Consider the following 17,184-nt stretch of genomic DNA (forward strand, 5'->3'; position numbering starts at 1 on the left):
TTAAAACTTCCAGCAGGTTTTTACTGTTGTCAATCATACCGCCATGAAAGAAATCGAAGACATCATCCAGGCATTTGACCAGGCACAGCAGCAGGGCAGGCAAACCGCGCTGGCTACTGTGGTTAAGGTAGAAGGCTCATCATACCGCCGTGCAGGCGCCCGCATGCTGGTTACCGAGGACGGACAGCTCACCGGTGCCATTAGTGGCGGCTGCCTGGAAGGTGATGCTTTGCGCAAAGCCCGCCTGGTGATGGCGCAGCAGCAACCCATGCTGGCTACTTATGATACTACTGACGACGATGATGCCAAATTGGGCGTAGGTTTAGGATGTAACGGCATCATTCATATTCTGATTGAACCTTTGCATGTTAATGATGCTGATAACCCGGTTGCTTTATTTAAAAAGATATTGAGCAAGCGGCGTAATGCAGTATTGGTTACTTTATTTTCATTGGCTAACCGCAAGGGGCCGCAACCCGGAACCTGCCTGCTGCTAACAGCAGATGAACAAATAGAGAAATGCAAGCTACCTGAACTTCAGCATCAGTTAATACCCGATGCACAAGAGGCTTTAACAACCGGCAGATCTTTAATCAGAAATTATACCCATCAGGATACAGAACTTACCGGCTTTGTAGAATTGTTGAAACCACCGGTTAACCTGCTGGTATTTGGTGCCGGTAATGATGCCATACCCCTGGTGCAAATGGCAGCAGTGCTGGGCTGGCATACCACTGTGGTAGATGGCCGTACCAATTATGCTGTACAGGACCGCTTTCCGCAAGCCAAAAATATACTGTTAGCCAAACCTGAACAAGCGCTAAGTTCTATTCGGTTTGATACCCGCACAGTTGTGGTACTCATGACTCATAACTATAACTATGACCTGGCTATGCTGCGCGGGTTGCTGCCTTTAGAGTTGCCTTATGTAGGCAGCCTCGGTCCCAAAAAGAAACTTGCGCGCATGCTGGAGGAATTGCGCGAAGAAGGCACCATTGTTACCGAAAAGCAGTTAGATAAAATTTATGGCCCCACTGGTTTGGATATTGGCGCCGAAACTGCTGAAGAAATTGCCTTATCCATGCTTTCAGAAATGCAGGCTGTATTACAGGGCAGAAATGGCACACCTTTAAGAGATAAGCCGAGTGTTATTCATTCCCGTATGTCTGAAATTACAGGAGTGGAGTAAGTAGATTGAGCCATGACCGGGATCATCATTTTAGCCGCCGGTGCTTCTACCCGGATGGGGCAGCCCAAGCAACAACTGGTGTATGAGCAGGAAACACTATTACAACGCGCCATACGAACGGCTGAAGCTGCTATAGCGGTGAGCGTTGTGGTTGTTTTAGGAGCAAATGCCCAAAAACTTAATATTTCTGCAGAAAGCGATCGCTTAAGTATTTGTTGTAATGATGATTGGCAGGAGGGGATGGCTTCCAGCATTCGTGCCGGCCTGCATCGGTTATTAAAACTTCATCCGGCTATTGAGCATGTACTATTGATGCTGTGCGATCAGCCTTTTGTTAGTACCGAACTGCTTAACCAACTGATACAAACAGAGCAAAGTCAGCAAGCAGGTATAATAGCATGCACCTATCAAAATACGCTTGGAGCGCCCGTGCTGTTCAAGCGCAAATATTTCAATCAATTGCTGGCCTTAACAGGGCAGGAAGGTGCCAAAAAGCTGTTAGTAAAATTTAGTGATGATGTAATAGCTGTACCTTTTGAACAAGGGGCTGTTGATATTGACACCCCGGAAGATTATGAGCAGCTAAGTTCGCCCGAATAAGGCTGTTTATACTGTCATTGCGAGCGATAGCGTGGCAACCGCTTGCTATACAGAAGCGCAGCTGCCTCCGTGCGATGGCCACGTCGTTCCTCCTCGCCATGACAAACAATTTGTAAACCACCACAACACCCTGTACTTTTTACACCTCCTGCCTGCCGTTTCAGCACTAAAATGCTTACCTTCGCATGTTTTTTAGCAAACCTCTGCATGGATTACCAATTTAAAGATATCGAACAAAAATGGCAGCAGTTTTGGGCTGATCATCAAACGTTTAAAGCCGATAATCATTCTGCCAAGCCTAAGTATTATGTGCTGGATATGTTTCCTTACCCCTCAGGGGCGGGGCTGCATGTGGGGCACCCGCTGGGTTATATTGCTTCTGATATTTTTTCACGTTATAAACGCCTCAAAGGCTTCAATGTGTTGCACCCGATGGGGTATGATTCGTTTGGTTTACCGGCCGAGCAATATGCCATTCAAACCGGTCAGCACCCGGCTTTGACTACAGAGCAAAATATTGCTACGTATCGCCGTCAGTTAGACCAAATTGGTTTCTCTTTCGACTGGAGCCGCGAGGTACGCACCAGCGAACCGGGTTATTACAAATGGACGCAGTGGATTTTTATGCAGCTGTTTAACAGCTGGTATAACAAAGCCGAAGAAAAAGCGGTAAGTATTGCCGCATTGGTAGAGCATTTCGAAACTCAGGGTTCAGCTGGTATCAACGCAGTGAGCGATGAAGACACTTTGACGTTTACCGCTGAGGAGTGGAAGGCCATGAGCCATACCGAACAGCAAACCGAACTGTTAAAATACCGCCTGACCTACCTGCGCGAAAGCACCGTAAACTGGTGCCCGGCTTTAGGCACCGTACTGGCCAATGATGAGGTAAAAGACGGTTTTTCTGAGCGTGGCGGTTACCCCGTAGAGCAAAAGAAAATGATGCAGTGGAGCATGCGCATCACGGCTTATGCCGAGCGTTTACTGCAAGGTTTAGATACGATTGACTGGCCGGAGCCGCTGAAAGAAATGCAGCGCAACTGGATTGGGAAGAGTGTAGGCGCGAGTGTTAGATTTCCGATTTCGGAGAACAATCAATCCGAAATCGAAAATTCGGAATCCGACTTCATCGAAGTTTTCACTACTCGTGTTGATACTATTTTTGGGGTTACTTTTTTAGTGATTGCACCTGAGCACGAACTGGTAACTTCGTTAACCACGCCTGAGCAAAAAGAAACGGTTGAAGCTTATACTGAACAAACTAAAAAGAAATCGGAACTGGACCGCATGGCCGATACCAAAACAGTATCGGGCGCTTTTACCGGCAGCTATGTGCTCAACCCGCTGAATGGCGAGAAAGTACCGGTGTGGATTGCTGATTACGTATTGGCCGGTTATGGTACCGGTGCTGTAATGGCCGTACCCAGCGGCGACCAGCGCGATTACCTGTTTGCCAAGCATTTTGATTTGCCGATAGTGCCGATTATCGACATACAGCAAATTGAGGAACAAGCCGACCCAACCAAGGAAGGCTGTTACATCAACTCCGATTTTGCCAATGGCTTGACTTATAAAGAGGCCACAGCCGCTATTATTGCTAAACTGGAAGCCATAGGTGCAGGTAAAGCTAAAGTAAATTTCAGGATGCGCGATGCCATTTTTGGCCGCCAGCGCTACTGGGGCGAACCGGTGCCGGTTTACTTCAAAGAAGGGTTGCCTTATTTGATCGATGAAACCCACTTACCTTTATTACTGCCCGAAATTGATAAATACCTGCCTACCGAAACCGGCGAACCACCACTGGGCCGTGCCGAGGGTTGGAAATATAATGATGAGTTTGAATACGAATTGAGCACCATGCCGGGTTGGGCCGGAAGCAGTTGGTACTGGTACCGCTATATGGATGCCCGCAACAATGAGGAGTTTGCATCTCGCCAGGCCGTAGAGTACTGGAAAGATGTGGACTTGTACATTGGTGGTTCGGAACATGCCACCGGGCATTTACTGTACAGCCGTTTCTGGAACAAGTTTATGAAGGACATGAACCTGGTGGTGGAAGAGGAGCCTTTCAAAAAACTTATTAACCAAGGGATGATTCAGGGGCGGTCTAACTTTGTATATCGCTTAATTGATGACGAGGGAAGGGGAACTAATACCTTTGTTTCTTTCGGTCTTAAAAATCAATATAAAACATCAGCTATCCACGTGGATGTGAATATTGTGGAGAACGAAATTTTGAATCTGGATAAATTTAAAAAGTTCAGACCTGAATTTGAAAATGCTGAGTTTATTTTAGAAGGCGGTAAATACATCTGCGGCGTTGAAGTAGAAAAAATGTCAAAATCTAAGTTCAACGTAGTAAACCCGGATGACATTATCGAACGTTATGGTGCCGATACCCTGCGTATGTATGAGATGTTCTTAGGTCCGCTGGAGCAAAGCAAACCCTGGAATACCAATGGTATTGAAGGTGTGTTTAAATTCCTGCGGAAATTCTGGCGTTTGTTTCATGATGAGCAGTGGAACTTCCGTGTTTCTGACGAAACGCCAACTAAAGCTGAGTTGAAATCATTGCACAAAATCATCCGGAAGGTGGAAGAAGATATCGAGCGCTTCTCGTTCAATACTTCGGTATCCAGCTTCATGATTGCGGTAAATGAGTTAACCGACCTGAAGTGTAACAAGCGGTCTATTTTGCAGGATATGGTCATCATCCTGTCGCCGTATGCACCGCATATTTGCGAGGAGTTATGGACTTTATTAGGCAACGAGCCGGGTACTTTATCTTACGCTCCCTACCCGAAATTTAATCCGGAGTATTTGGTAGAGGATGAATTTGCTTATCCCATCTCCATCAACGGTAAAACCCGCTTAAACCTGAACATCTCTTTGGCTTTAGACCAAAAGGGGGTGGAAGAGATAGTGCTGGCCAATGCCGATGTACAGAAGTATTTGGACGGCAAAACACCCAAAAAAGTAATTGTGGTAAAAGGCCGCATTGTAAATTTGGTGGTGTAACAAAATCATCTGTATAAACATTCTGTCATTGCGAGGAACAAAGCAATCTCGTCGTATATCTGTCGGATAGGTATAGCTACAAGATTGCTTTGTTCCGAGCAATGACAAAACACTAATTAACCTTCAACCTAAACTCTTCCTCAGTTCACCGTAAAAATCTGGCTACGTATGCAAAACGCCCGATTCAAGTCGGGTATTTGTTGCAATTTCGCCCCTGAAAATACACAGCGGATGTAACTTAAAATGTTACAAAAATATTTATATGCCTGCTGTAACAAATACACATAACGCTTCTCTTATCAATAAAAATTAACTGAATGAAACGGATATTTACGCTAATAATTTTGTTTTGCGCTGCCTTAACAGCCAATGCCCAATTTGGTGTGGGCGGTGGTGGCGGCTCTACCATTGTGGGCCGCATATCGGGCACGGTGGTTGACTCTGTAACCAAAAAACCTTTGGATTATGCCACCATTAGTCTTTTCCGCAGTGGCGGTAAAGCCCCGATCACCGGTGCACTTACTGATGAAAAAGGTAACTTCAAACTGGATAATGTTAAAGCCGGCAGTTATAAAATCACTATCTCATTTATTGGTTATCCAACCAAAACCATTGACCCGGTAACTACCACTCCCGGCAAACCGGATAAAAACTTAGGCAATGTGGCCATTTCTTCAGGTTCGCGCAATTTGAAGGAAGTAACAGTTACCGGCAGTACACCGCTTGTTGAAAACCGCATTGACAAGATTGTATACAACGCAGAAAAAGACGTTACTGCCGCCGGCGGCGTAGCTACAGATGTATTACAGAAAGTGCCACTGGTATCAGTAGACTTAAACGGCAACGTATCATTACGTGGTGATGCCAACGTGCGTGTATTGATCAATGGTAAGCCTTCAGGTGCAACTGCCAGCAGCTTATCTGATGTATTGAAAGGTATCCCAGCCGACCAGATCAAAAGTGTAGAGGTAATTACTTCTCCTTCGGCTAAATACGATGCTGAGGGCAGCGCAGGTATCATTAACATTATTACTAAGCAAAAGAATTTTTCGGGTGTAAGCGGCTCGGTAACCGGTGGTGTAGGTACCCGTCAGAATAACGGTAACCTGAACTTTAATTACAATAAAAACCGTTTCAATTTTACGGCTAACGTAGGTGGCAATGCTTCATGGCCGCAAACCTCAACCACCAGTTTGGATCAAACTATTGACCGTGACTTAACCGACCCTAAAACCGGTGCTCCAATCTCTATACATACTGCAACTACACAGCGGGGTGAAAGCCGGGTAACCAGGCATGCACTTACCGGTTCATTATCTGCCGGGTATGAGTTTAACAGCTATAACAGCCTTAATACTTCTTTCAGGTTTACGCAGATTGAATTTAATACCAATTCAACCACAACCAACATTACCAACCTGAACACGCTTGCAAGTACACCAACTTTTAGAAACTACACCCTGAACAGTGATGCCCACGCAGTACCGGCCAGCGGTTTCGACTGGAATTTGAATTATATTCACAAAACCAAGAAAGAAGGTGAGGAATTGGACTTATCAGCCCAATGGAGCCGCAACACCGGCACCACTAACTATACCAACATTTATACTGATGTGTTCTCGAACCTAAAGAACGAAATTGATGGTATCAGCAACGAGTATACTTTACAGTTAGATTATACCCTGCCAATCAGCAAAATAGTGAAATGGGAAGCGGGTGGTAAATCAATTTTCCGCCGTATTAATACCAGCAACGATTTGTATGATTTTGCCAACCAAACTTTTGTTTATAATCCGATGACTTCAAGCACTTATGATTATAACCAAAATGTATATGCCGGTTACTCTGTATTTACCATTACACTGCCTAAAAAGTACTCGTTGTTAGCCGGTGTACGTGATGAGGTTACCAATATTCATGGCGATCCTAAGAGCTTATCACAAACTGATTTGCAATCTTTTGATCAGAACTACAACACACTTATTCCAAGCTTAACTATACAGAAAGAGTTTTCGGCCACCAAGATTTTGAAATTATCTTATAGCAAGCGTATTACACGTCCAAGCTTACAATATCTTAATCCTTTCGTGAACCGTAGTAACCCACAAGCTTTAAGTACAGGTAACCCTGAATTGAGCCCTGAGATTTCTCAAACCGTAGAATTAGGCTATAACACTTATATTGGGTCAAATATTCTGAATTTATCTACCTACTACAAGCGTACATCTAACCTGATAGAAAACATTTCTGCACCTGATCCTAATGCAGCCAATAGCGGTACAATTACTACTTACCAAAACATTGGTGTGAACAACTCAATAGGAGCAAACATATTCGGTACAGTTAATCCGTTTAAAGCATTAACCATTATTGCTAACGTAAATGCGTACACTTACAAGCCTGATCCTTCAGGAATTTATAACCTGGCGCAATCACAAAATGGTACTTACCTGCAGTACTTCGGTTTCCTGAGAGCAACGTTGGAATTACCTAAAAACTTTGTAGCTGAAGCCTTTGCTTTCGGTAGCTCATCACGCCGTACCATACAAGGTACAAGCCCAAGCTTTAGCTTATTTGGTGTAGGTGCCAAAAAACAGTTTATGCAAAAGAAACTGGCTTTGGGTATTAACGTATTGCAACCGTTCAGTAACTATAAAGAGTTTAACAGCAAAACCAATAGTAACGGCATTAATCAAACTACCTCATTTAAGTTACCTTTCCGTTCATTTGGCTTAACGTTTAGCTACAACTTCGGTAAAGTAAGTTTTAGCGGTCAGCAAGGTAAAAAAGGTATCAATAACGATGACTTGAAACAAGGCGACCAGGGCGGTGGTGCACCTTCAGGCAACCCTGCAGGCGGCAACGGTGGAGGCATTCGCTAATACTATTTAAACCTTATCCCATAAAAGAAGCCCCAGCTAAACAGCCGGGGCTTCTTTGTATATAATGAAAGCTGTATGTTGTTATTAATGATCGCGCAAAATGGCGTGATCCATTTTATCGCGTTTAGTTCTTAAATAAACTTCGTTATGAGGGTTAGGCGTAATCTCAATAGGTACAGTTTCTACCACCTCAAGGCCATAGCCAATTAAGCCGGCCCGCTTTTTAGGGTTGTTGCTGAGCAATCGCATTTTTGATACCCCCAGGCTGCGCAATATCTGAGCGCCAATGCCGTAATCGCGCTGGTCTGATTTAAAACCCAGTTTCAGGTTAGCCTCTACTGTATCGAACCCATTTTCCTGCAAATGGTAAGCTTTCAATTTATTGATGAGACCAATACCGCGGCCTTCCTGGTTCATGTAAATTACTACACCCTTACCTTCATCGCTAATCATCTTCATGGCCGAATGCAGCTGTGGGCCGCAATCGCAGCGGCAGGAGCCAAAAATGTCGCCGGTAACGCATGAACTATGTACGCGCACCAATACAGGCTCATCGGGCTTCCATTCGCCTTTGGTGAGCGCTAAATGATTTTCGCCAGTATTCAAGTCGGTATACGCCGTCATTTGAAAGTCACCCCATTCGGTAGGCATGTTAACGCTTACCTCTTTGGTCACCAGCGTCTCTGTATTCAGCCGGTAAGCAATCAGGTCTTTAATAGAAATTATTTTCAGGTCGAAAACTTTTGCCAGTTCTAATAATTCAGGCAGGCGGGCCATTTCACCATCTTCACGCATAATTTCGCAAATTACCCCAGCAGGTTCAAAACCAGCCATGGCAGGCAAATCAACAGCGGCTTCGGTATGGCCCGCACGGCGCAGTACACCGCCATCTTTAGCAATCAAAGGGAAGATGTGTCCGGGACGGCCCAAATCCTCAGGCCGTGTGGCCGGGTCAATTAAAGCCAGACAAGTTTTAGAGCGGTCTGATGCCGAAATACCAGTGGTGCAGTCTTTCAACAAATCTACCGATACGGTAAAGTTTGTTTCTAATGTTGCTGTGTTGCGGCCTACCATAGGTTCCAACTGTAGCTCTTTAGCCCGGTCGGCCGTGATGGGGGCACATACCAGGCCGCGCCCGTGGGTTACCATAAAATTAATGGCTTCGGGGGTAGCATTGCGGGCTGCTGTTAAGAAGTCGCCTTCATTCTCGCGGTCTTCATCATCAACCACAATAATGGTTTTGCCGGCTTTAATGGCTTCAATAGCCTCAGGTATAGTGTTAAGCATGGTTATTAAGCAAAATGACTTATGCCAGCCTATGCGAACCGGCAATACATATATGTTTAAACAAAGTTAAGCGTTAACAGGTGTAAAGCCGTCTGTGCTTTGTAAAAACAATGCAATCAGGCAGCTGCTTTTCTTCTGAAAAGTTTCCTGAAGAACTTCTTATAAGCATCGGCATCAAATAATACCGAATCAGTAGCTGCTTTATAGGATAAAAACAACCCGATAGGCGTGAGTATGACAATCGCAATCCACATACCTATGGCAGGGGATAAGTTTCCTTCTTTGGCGGATTTTTCACCAATGGTAGCAATAATGTAATAGATCAGGAAGAAAATAACCGCCACTACTACCGGCAAACCCAAGCCTCCCTTGCGGATAATGGCACCCAATGGTGCCCCGATAAGAAACAGTGCCAGACAGGCTGCAGGTAAGGTAAACTTCTTTTGATATTCAATGCTGTACTTGCGGATGTCTTTAGAAATATCTTTATAACTTTCTACCCGGGTAGACATCATGCCTTTGATAGAGCGGGCTTCATTTAAAGCACCGGCTATGATGCTGCGTTGTGTGTTTTTATCAGCTTTAGCTAACACATCGGCTTTGGCGTATACCTGCGGTATCTTTTTGGTGATTTTGTGCGGAACCGTGAAATACTTAAAATAGGCTGCAACCATGCTGAAGTTTGACATCACCGTACTGTCTGACCGTTTGATGGTAACGCGCTGGTTCGAGTCCAGCTGTTTGAGGTTCATCATTTGGATGGTAGATTTCCAGTCACTCTGCTTGGTGCGGTGGTTACTAAAATTAAAGCCCGACAAGTCAAACCGCTGTTCGGTTTCTTTAAACCTGAAGCGGATGAGCTGCTGGCGGTAGTCGGACGGGTTTTGTTCGCTGGCCTGTTCCTGCCAGCGGATGCCGTCTTTTAATTTCAATACCAATTGCTCATCATCGGGCGTGCGGTACATGTAGCCTTCTTTGGCAAACAATACGTTGTTGATATTACTTGCCGTGTTACGTTCATAAATCATTACCCCACGCAAAATTTGCCCGTTGGGGTCTTTTTGCTGTACGCGGATGGAATAATTTGGAAAACTATTATTAAACACACCCGGCGTAATCAAAAAGGCGGCCTTTTGCTGGCGCACGTCGTACAGTAGCGAAAAATATTTGTAATTGGCTACCGGCAACATGTAATCAGAAAAAATAAAGGCAGAAATGCTAAGCAGTGTAACCACAATAATCATGGGATACATGGCCCTGCGCAATGATATACCGGCTGATTTGATGGCCACCAGCTCATAATTCTCGCCCAGGCTGCCATACGTCATGATGGAGGACAGGAGGATTGATAGCGGCAGCGCCATGGCTACGTTGGTAGCCGAAGCATACAGCATGAGCTCCAGGATGATATACCACTCAAAGCCTTTCCCAATCATATCGTCGATGTATTTAAATAAAAATAGCATCAGCAATACGAACATTACGATGAAAAAGGTAACAATAAAGGGCCTGATGAAGGATTTAAGTATTAAGAGGTGTATCTTTTTCACGCTGCAAATTTAGGGAAATTATATGGTTCCCCTTAATTATGCCCCCAACACACTTATCAGGTAATCAATCTGGTTATTCCAAATCAGTTTACGCTCGGGTATGGCATCCTCAATGGCAAAATCAGTAATACACAGGGCCACATCATTCGTGAGCTCATCCTGCAGTACTTCCATTTCCAGGTAGTCATCGGCATCATCATTCAGCCATTTGTAGCGTACCAGTTTATTTTCTTTGCTCAGTACAATTTTGGCCTTTTGCTGCTCATCATCCCAGGTAAAGGTGTAAATATGATCGCGAAGGTCCACATCATCAGCAAACCACTGTGCCAGTGCATTGGGTTCAATCAGGAAACTATATAGAATACGCGGAGAGGACTTGATTTCGTATTCAAGTTGAAATTTTTTCTTTTCAGGCATAGCTGGTTTATAACGGCTTACGGGTTGAAGCTGTAAATGTTAACATTTTTTATAAATAAAACTAATTTCTACTATATTTGCAAACCTTTTCAGGGAAATACACACGGCGGGGTAGCTCAGATGGTTAGAGCGTAGGATTCATAACCCTAAGGTCGGCAGTTCGATCCTGCTCCCCGCTACTGAAGCAGGAAGATGAGAAAATACCTCATCTTCCTGCTTTTTTTTCGATTGTAAGTCACTGGAATTTAGGTAGATAAGCTCTATAGCTTTGTTAAGCCGAGCAGTTCGATAAGTGCTTCCGTCAAAATTTAATTTTCCTGGGAAAACCGAATTAACCAACCGCCTTTTACCCATCGAATCAAAGTCATTCCAATAAAGAATCAGCTTTTGCAGGTTGCCAATGGCCTTTTTTAGCAGTGAATCTATCTTTTGAGCGCCATTAGCCAGTTCCATAAGTCTCGCTTCGAGTTTCTCTATCTCGGCCTCGCATTCAGCCTTGTATCTACGGTACTCCGTTACATCCGTTTCCTCGTTATAATATTTCTTTTTAGCGTTACCAAGGCGCACATTGATGGCACTGATGTGTTCGAGGACCTGTTTTCGTGCGCCATTGCCATTCCTGTATTGAGCATTATAGAGTACCAAAAGTTCATTTTCAAAAATCTCAGCTCTGCCAGGTTTTATTGCTAACTTTCTCAGGACTTCCTCAAACTTGTCATTGGCATCTTCTGCACGGTATCTTGTTTTACAACGGGATTGGCAATGGTAATAAGTGTAATAGGTGCTATATCCCTTTGATGAGCTGCCAGTAAGCATCCTGCCGCATTCAGGACAAATGATCAGTCCCCGTAATGGCAACTTGTCCACTGAAACCATTTTAGGCCCCCAAGCGCCCTTAGTCCTTCCGTTGAGCACGTCCTGTACTCTGTAAAATAGATCTTCTGAAATTATACCTTCATGTTGACCTTGCGCAAAATAACGCTCTTCATCTTTGTAGGGAGCAACTTCTATTCTTCCACAATAGACCGGATTGCGAATGATGTTCCAAAAGTGTGCGCTGCCACATTTTAGGCCCTTCTTGTTAGCTTGCTTTCTGACATGGTCAGCAGCATATTGCCCCTCGGCTAACTGTTCAAATACCCACCGCATAATGCCAGCTTCGGGTTCTTTAATATCGATATATTTTTTCCCGGATTCTGTGATCTTATTTACAAAGCCTAAAGGGGCCACACCCATGAAACGACCTTCCTTTCTGGCACGTCGCATGCCAACAAACGTATTCAACGCCCTTCTGTCATTTTCAACTTCCGGAGCGGCAAGATAAAAGGCGAGCATCATCTTATTTTCTGGAATACTCAGATCTAACGGTTGTTCGATTGCCTGCGCTTCTATGCCTAATTTGGCTAAGGTATTGATCATACCATACGCATCGCCGGTATTCCTACTGAACCGGTCCCATTTAGTAAAGAGGATAAGATTAACTCTTCCTTTTTTCTTTTTCAAATCTGTTAAAAGTTGTTTCCAAGCAGGTCGGATGAAGTTTTTGGCAGAATGGTCTTCCATCACAACTTCTAGGATTTGAATGTTATTAATTGTACAGTATCGTCTTAAAGTTTCCTCTTGCCATCGTTGTGAATATCCTTTATCTGCTTGTTCGTCAGTACTTACCCTGATATATAGATATGCCGTCTTCATCTTTCAAAATATTGCTCTAGTGCTAATTTAGCTAAGTTCTTTAGGAATTCCAAGATAGACTTTGCTTCTTGTATAGTAACCAATTCACCATTCCTCCTCAGAATTTCAGCAACTTCCTCAGGTGTTAGTGGTTTTCTGTTCTTTAACATTACTCCTCCGCTTTGTCAGCAAAGCTTTCTAAAACTTTAGGCAAGCAGGATAAGTCACTATTCTTTCCGAAATAATCTAAGCAATCATATATGTATCAAAAGCTTATAGTACAATTAAAATATAAATGTAAGTTAGTTTTATAGCTGGTGACCACTAGATTTAGCTTTCTAGCATGCATATCATGGAGTTAAACGCATGCTCATCTAAGACACTTGATCAATAATGAACAATGGTTTTCAATGTTTTAATTTACACTTATAAACAAAAGCCCGATCATAACTACTGCATTTGACTTAGCAATTGATAATGTTCAGTTATCCTTTATTTATGACTTTTATACTTCTCAAGTTCAGCTCTCGAATGGTCTTGAAATTTAAAGTGGGCTATCAGTTAGGTATATGGTTCGAACCTAACCGTAAGTGTTTCGACTAATCAGCGAATTGAATTTTATAGTCATCAAACTTAGTGAGTATAGAGTTAAAAAAATGTTTCTTACATTTATCTGTTCATCCTAAACTTAAACATCAGTGAGCAAAAAGAAACCATTTAAAGTGTCAGCCAGAACAGCCAGGCTAATCGGCAGAGAGAACGTGTCGAACGCTGACGGCGCGCTGATCGAATTGGTCAAGAATGCTTATGATGCGGATTCTCCTGCCTGTATTTTGCTGTTCGATATTGTTTACGAACATGTTCCGTCTGATTTCGAATCTAAAGCTTTTTTAGCGATTCTTGAAGCTGCTAATGAGCAGCATGTAGAGCTCTTCAAGCGTTGTTACGAACATGCCGATAATGATTTGTACCGTTTAAAGGCGGAGCTTGCAAAAGAGGAAACCGATCAACTGGAATATTATTTCAAAAGCAAAAACTCACTTTTCATTATTGATAGTGGCGACGGCATGACCGAGGAGATCATCGATAAACACTGGATGACAATCGGTACGAACCACAAACTGACAGACGTCTTTACGGCTTCGGGTCGAGTCAAATCCGGGGCAAAAGGTATCGGTCGGTTCGCGCTGGACCGTCTCGGTACAATCTGTAATATGGTGACCTTCCCTAAAGGACAAGCCATCCATTTTGATTGGGTGGTGAACTGGGAAGATTTCGACCTGCAAAATGCAACGATCGGTGAGATCAATGCGGATTTTGAGGAGATCGAAGATGGTGACTATCGCCAGGAGATCGTCCGGATGACTCATAACGGTAAAGTTGCTGAGACCATAAAGAAGCATGCGGACCGGTTCCGCAGCGGTACCTTATTGCATATCCGGGAGCTGAGAGATTGGTGGACAAAACGGGAGATGGACAACCTATTCAATAGCTTGCAAAACCTTTCGCCACCTGCTGACAAACAGAAATTCGAAATCCATTTGTTCAGCCGCGCTGAACCTGATAGCTACGGGAAAGTTAAAAATGAGGAGTTTAAAGATTTCGATTACAAACTAACGGCGCATGTAAAAGCGGACAAATCGGTCAAAATCACCATTGAACGGGATGAATTCCAGTATAACCGAATTGATAAAGACCTTTTTAAGCGGCCACAGATGAAGATCGAGCCCTATGATGAAGAGACCTTTAAAACGAAGAAATACGATATTAATACCTCGATCAATGAACTTTTGCCTTGGCTATCCAAATCTGAGCTCCGTGATGAAGCGGACCAGTTGAGTGAATTTCATTTTGTGTTCTTCTTCAGTAAACAATCGGCGACCGAAGGTGATAAGGAAAGATTTTTTTATAAAAACTTCAGCCGTCTGACACGATCTGACTGGTTCAGAAAGTTTGGTGGCATCAAGATCTATCGTGATAATTTCCGTGTAAGGCCTTACGGTGAACAGGATAATACTGCTTTCGACTGGTTATTATTAGGTGACCGGCAAGCAAAGAGCCCTGCTGCGATAACTAAAAAAGGTGCAGGCTGGCGGGTGGGCCCCAATCAGGTCGCCGGTGTGGTAAGTATTTCCCGGCTGGCTAATTTAAAATTTGAAGATAAGTCAAGTCGCGAGGGGTTCCAGGAAAATGAGACATTTTCCGTTTTTAAAGAGCTTATCCTGGCGATCATTAACGAATTTGAGTTCGACAGGCATACGGTGATGCGGGAAATGGATCTGCTTTTCCGGCAAAAGGAAGAGGAGGCCGAAGCGCGCAGAAAAGCAGAAGAGTTACTGGAGAAAGAACGTGAGGAGCAGGAAAAGCGGGACAACCAGCCTACGGATGACGAAACCGGCGATAAAGAAGTCGGTGGTGATGCGCCACCAGAACCAAAGCCTGATTACAAAGACGAGCGCGACACTTTTAAAAAGGCGTTCGAGGCTGTCAAGTCGGACCTAGAAGATGCTGAGGAAGAAGTGCGGATATTAAGCGCGCTTGCAACAACCGGTTTGATTGTGACCAGCTTTGCCCACGAGTTCTCTTCTTTTCAGTGGCGCCTGGCTCGGCATACCAATTATCTTGAGAAAGAATTACTGGGATTGCTAGATAAGGAAAAGATCGACCGTGAAACGTCCGCCAAGCACAATCCTTTTCTGATGTTGGAAAAATTGCGGACAACTCATTTAGGGATCAATCAATGGCTGAATATCGCACTGGCCGCAGTCCGCAAAGACAAGCGCCTGAGCGACGATATCGATTTCAATCAGTATTTGTCGGATTTTGAAACGGCTTGGGACGATGTGCTCAAAACCCGCAAGGTAGGTATAGAGATCCGAATTGAAATTGCCGAAGAGCTAAAGTTACATGCATACATCATAGATATCGATAGCATATTCAACAACTTGTTGGTCAATTCATTTGATGCTTTTGACGTCGATGGTTTTGTCGGCGAGCGGAAGGTGATGATTACCCTAGATGTATACGACTCTTTGGAGGAAGATAAGAAGTATTTGCAGATCGTCTACAAGGATACCGGGCCGGGGCTTAATAAGAAGATCAACAATCCGAACCTAATCTTGCGTCGTGGATATACGACAAAGGTAGATAAAGCCGGTAATGAGATCGGCACTGGCTTGGGCATGTGGCTCGTCAATGATGCGGTGACATATTATGGTGGCACCATTAAGATCGAAAAACCGGAAACAGGTTTTGAGATCAACATACATTTACCTTTTAACGAGGCAGAACATGAGTAAAGTTAGGATCGCTTATATAGACGAAGAGGACGACGGACGCGACACGTTTGAAATGTATTTCGAACAGTTCGGGGATGGTTATGAGATAATTTGCATCCTGCCCGGAGATAAAACTGTCAATGATATTGTCGATGAGGTCGTGGAATGTGACCCGGGTTTAGTGGTTGTGGACTATTACCTCAAATATATGGACGACACGGTGCCTGCGAACGGAGATGTCGTATTGCAGCGGATCAACGACCGAAAACCTTTGCTGCCAGTGATCATTTTTACTTCGTACACACCGGAAGCTAAAAGGAGTTTTTTATCGCCCGATAAAAAACGCAGTATCTTTTCAAAGATGACCATTGCTGATCCCAATAATTTTGAGTTCAGAGATACGGTAAATGAATATATCAGTTACTATAGAGAGCTGATAACGCATTATAAAAAAGAATTTGCGGAACTGAGTCTTAAATCAGAGAAGACCGCTGACGAATTAGGGCGCCTTCGAGAGCTGGATATTATCTTGGAAGGCTATCCGGACACTCAAAATGCCTATACGCCGCAGGATAAGTCGGACGAAAAATTTGATCACCTGATGCAGCTGATCGGTTCGACGCAGGAACTTTTAAAATCGATCAAAGACAAAAAAGAGAATGGCCATGATTGATTTCAGGGCCGAAGTCCCTACCGATACCTGTACCAAAACTTACGCCGATTACAAAAGCTATAAAATACCATGGTTAAAGAATGATTATTTCGAACGCTGCGGTTATTGCAATGACCATGATGCCTGGTCTAATGGACGCAGAGGCATGCAGATTGATCACTTCGTGCCGAAAGCTAAATTCGCGTCGCTATTCGATGTGCATCACTATTCCAATTTGGTCTACAGCTGCTTTTATTGTAATAATAATAAATCCGATGACTGGGCGACGACTGACCCCTTTCAAGCCATCTCTGCGGATGGAAAAAGCGGGCATATTCATCCCAGGGACAAAAATTACGATGTAGCTTTCAAGCGGTCACCTGACGGCAGCATCGTTCCGCAAAATGATATCGGACAATATATGTTTACGGTTTTATGCTTAGGTTTGAAGCGTCATCGGCTGATATACCACCTGGAAAAACTATTTGACCTGATAGTGGATATGCAAAAGGAGATTGCCGATCTGAGCACGTCGACCGCTGACTTGGTGCTGCTGAAGCAGAAATTGTCGGAATTAACGATCGAGTTTTTTAATTATTATAAGGATTATAGAGGTACGCTTAACAATTAAATAGCG

At 43.9% G+C, this 17,184-nt stretch carries 11 protein-coding genes and 1 tRNA gene; 8 read left to right on the forward strand and 4 right to left on the reverse strand.

Features of this window, described 5'->3' with window-relative positions; all coding sequences use genetic code 11:
- Nucleotides 1–43: 43 nt before the first annotated feature.
- From ACYVNW_RS00090 to ACYVNW_RS00105, 4 genes are all read left to right on the forward strand, one after another.
- Complete coding sequence (locus tag ACYVNW_RS00090; RefSeq protein WP_460677792.1) at nt 44–1,189, forward strand: XdhC family protein; 1,146 nt, start codon at nt 44–46, stop codon at nt 1,187–1,189.
- Nucleotides 1,190–1,201: 12 nt separating this feature from the next.
- Complete coding sequence (locus ACYVNW_RS00095) at nt 1,202–1,789, forward strand: nucleotidyltransferase family protein (RefSeq protein WP_460677793.1); 588 nt, start codon at nt 1,202–1,204, stop codon at nt 1,787–1,789.
- 207 nt (nt 1,790–1,996) lie between these two features.
- On the forward strand, nt 1,997–4,807 hold the full coding sequence (gene leuS, locus ACYVNW_RS00100) for a leucine--tRNA ligase (protein WP_460677794.1): 2,811 nt from the start codon (nt 1,997–1,999) through the stop codon (nt 4,805–4,807).
- Nucleotides 4,808–5,124: 317 nt separating this feature from the next.
- Nucleotides 5,125–7,689 (forward strand): TonB-dependent receptor domain-containing protein, encoded by a 2,565-nt coding sequence (locus ACYVNW_RS00105; RefSeq protein ID WP_460677795.1) that lies wholly within the window; start codon nt 5,125–5,127, stop codon nt 7,687–7,689.
- Nucleotides 7,690–7,773: 84 nt separating this feature from the next.
- Here ACYVNW_RS00105 and ACYVNW_RS00110 read toward each other — a convergent pair whose 3' ends face one another.
- The 3 genes from ACYVNW_RS00110 to ACYVNW_RS00120 all read right to left on the reverse strand — a co-directional run bounded on the left by ACYVNW_RS00110 (nt 7,774) and on the right by ACYVNW_RS00120 (nt 10,943).
- Complete coding sequence (locus ACYVNW_RS00110; RefSeq protein ID WP_460677796.1) at nt 7,774–8,976, reverse strand: bifunctional 3,4-dihydroxy-2-butanone-4-phosphate synthase/GTP cyclohydrolase II; 1,203 nt, start codon at nt 8,974–8,976, stop codon at nt 7,774–7,776.
- Between the two features lie 116 nt (nt 8,977–9,092).
- Nucleotides 9,093–10,526: an LptF/LptG family permease gene (locus ACYVNW_RS00115; RefSeq protein WP_460677797.1), complete on the reverse strand. Its 1,434-nt coding sequence runs from the start codon at nt 10,524–10,526 to the stop codon at nt 9,093–9,095.
- Between the two features lie 36 nt (nt 10,527–10,562).
- Complete coding sequence (locus tag ACYVNW_RS00120; protein ID WP_460677798.1) at nt 10,563–10,943, reverse strand: START-like domain-containing protein; 381 nt, start codon at nt 10,941–10,943, stop codon at nt 10,563–10,565.
- 105 nt (nt 10,944–11,048) lie between these two features.
- Between ACYVNW_RS00120 and ACYVNW_RS00125 the strand changes: the two genes are divergently transcribed.
- A tRNA-Met gene (locus ACYVNW_RS00125) sits at nt 11,049–11,122 on the forward strand.
- Here ACYVNW_RS00125 and ACYVNW_RS00130 read toward each other — a convergent pair.
- On the reverse strand, nt 11,082–12,638 hold the full coding sequence (locus ACYVNW_RS00130; RefSeq protein ID WP_460680985.1) for a recombinase family protein: 1,557 nt from the start codon (nt 12,636–12,638) through the stop codon (nt 11,082–11,084). The two genes, ACYVNW_RS00125 and ACYVNW_RS00130, sit on opposite strands and share 41 nt — an antisense overlap.
- Nucleotides 12,639–13,315: 677 nt before the next feature.
- On the opposite strand from ACYVNW_RS00130, the gene ACYVNW_RS00135 reads away from it, so the two are divergent.
- Genes ACYVNW_RS00135 through ACYVNW_RS00145 form a run of 3 tightly spaced genes read left to right on the forward strand, consistent with a single transcriptional unit; the run spans nt 13,316 to nt 17,178 of the window.
- Nucleotides 13,316–15,916 carry an ATP-binding protein gene (locus ACYVNW_RS00135; RefSeq protein WP_460677799.1) on the forward strand — a complete coding sequence of 867 codons (2,601 nt, stop codon included), beginning with the start codon at nt 13,316–13,318 and terminating at the stop codon, nt 15,914–15,916.
- Complete coding sequence (locus ACYVNW_RS00140) at nt 15,909–16,568, forward strand: response regulator (RefSeq protein ID WP_460677800.1); 660 nt, start codon at nt 15,909–15,911, stop codon at nt 16,566–16,568. Before ACYVNW_RS00135 ends, ACYVNW_RS00140 begins: the two co-directional genes overlap by 8 nt.
- Nucleotides 16,561–17,178: an HNH endonuclease gene (locus ACYVNW_RS00145; RefSeq protein WP_460677801.1), complete on the forward strand. Its 618-nt coding sequence runs from the start codon at nt 16,561–16,563 to the stop codon at nt 17,176–17,178. The genes ACYVNW_RS00140 and ACYVNW_RS00145 overlap by 8 nt, the downstream gene beginning before the upstream one ends.
- The last annotated feature ends 6 nt before the right edge of the window (nt 17,179–17,184 follow it).

Source organism: Mucilaginibacter koreensis (assembly GCF_054783355.1).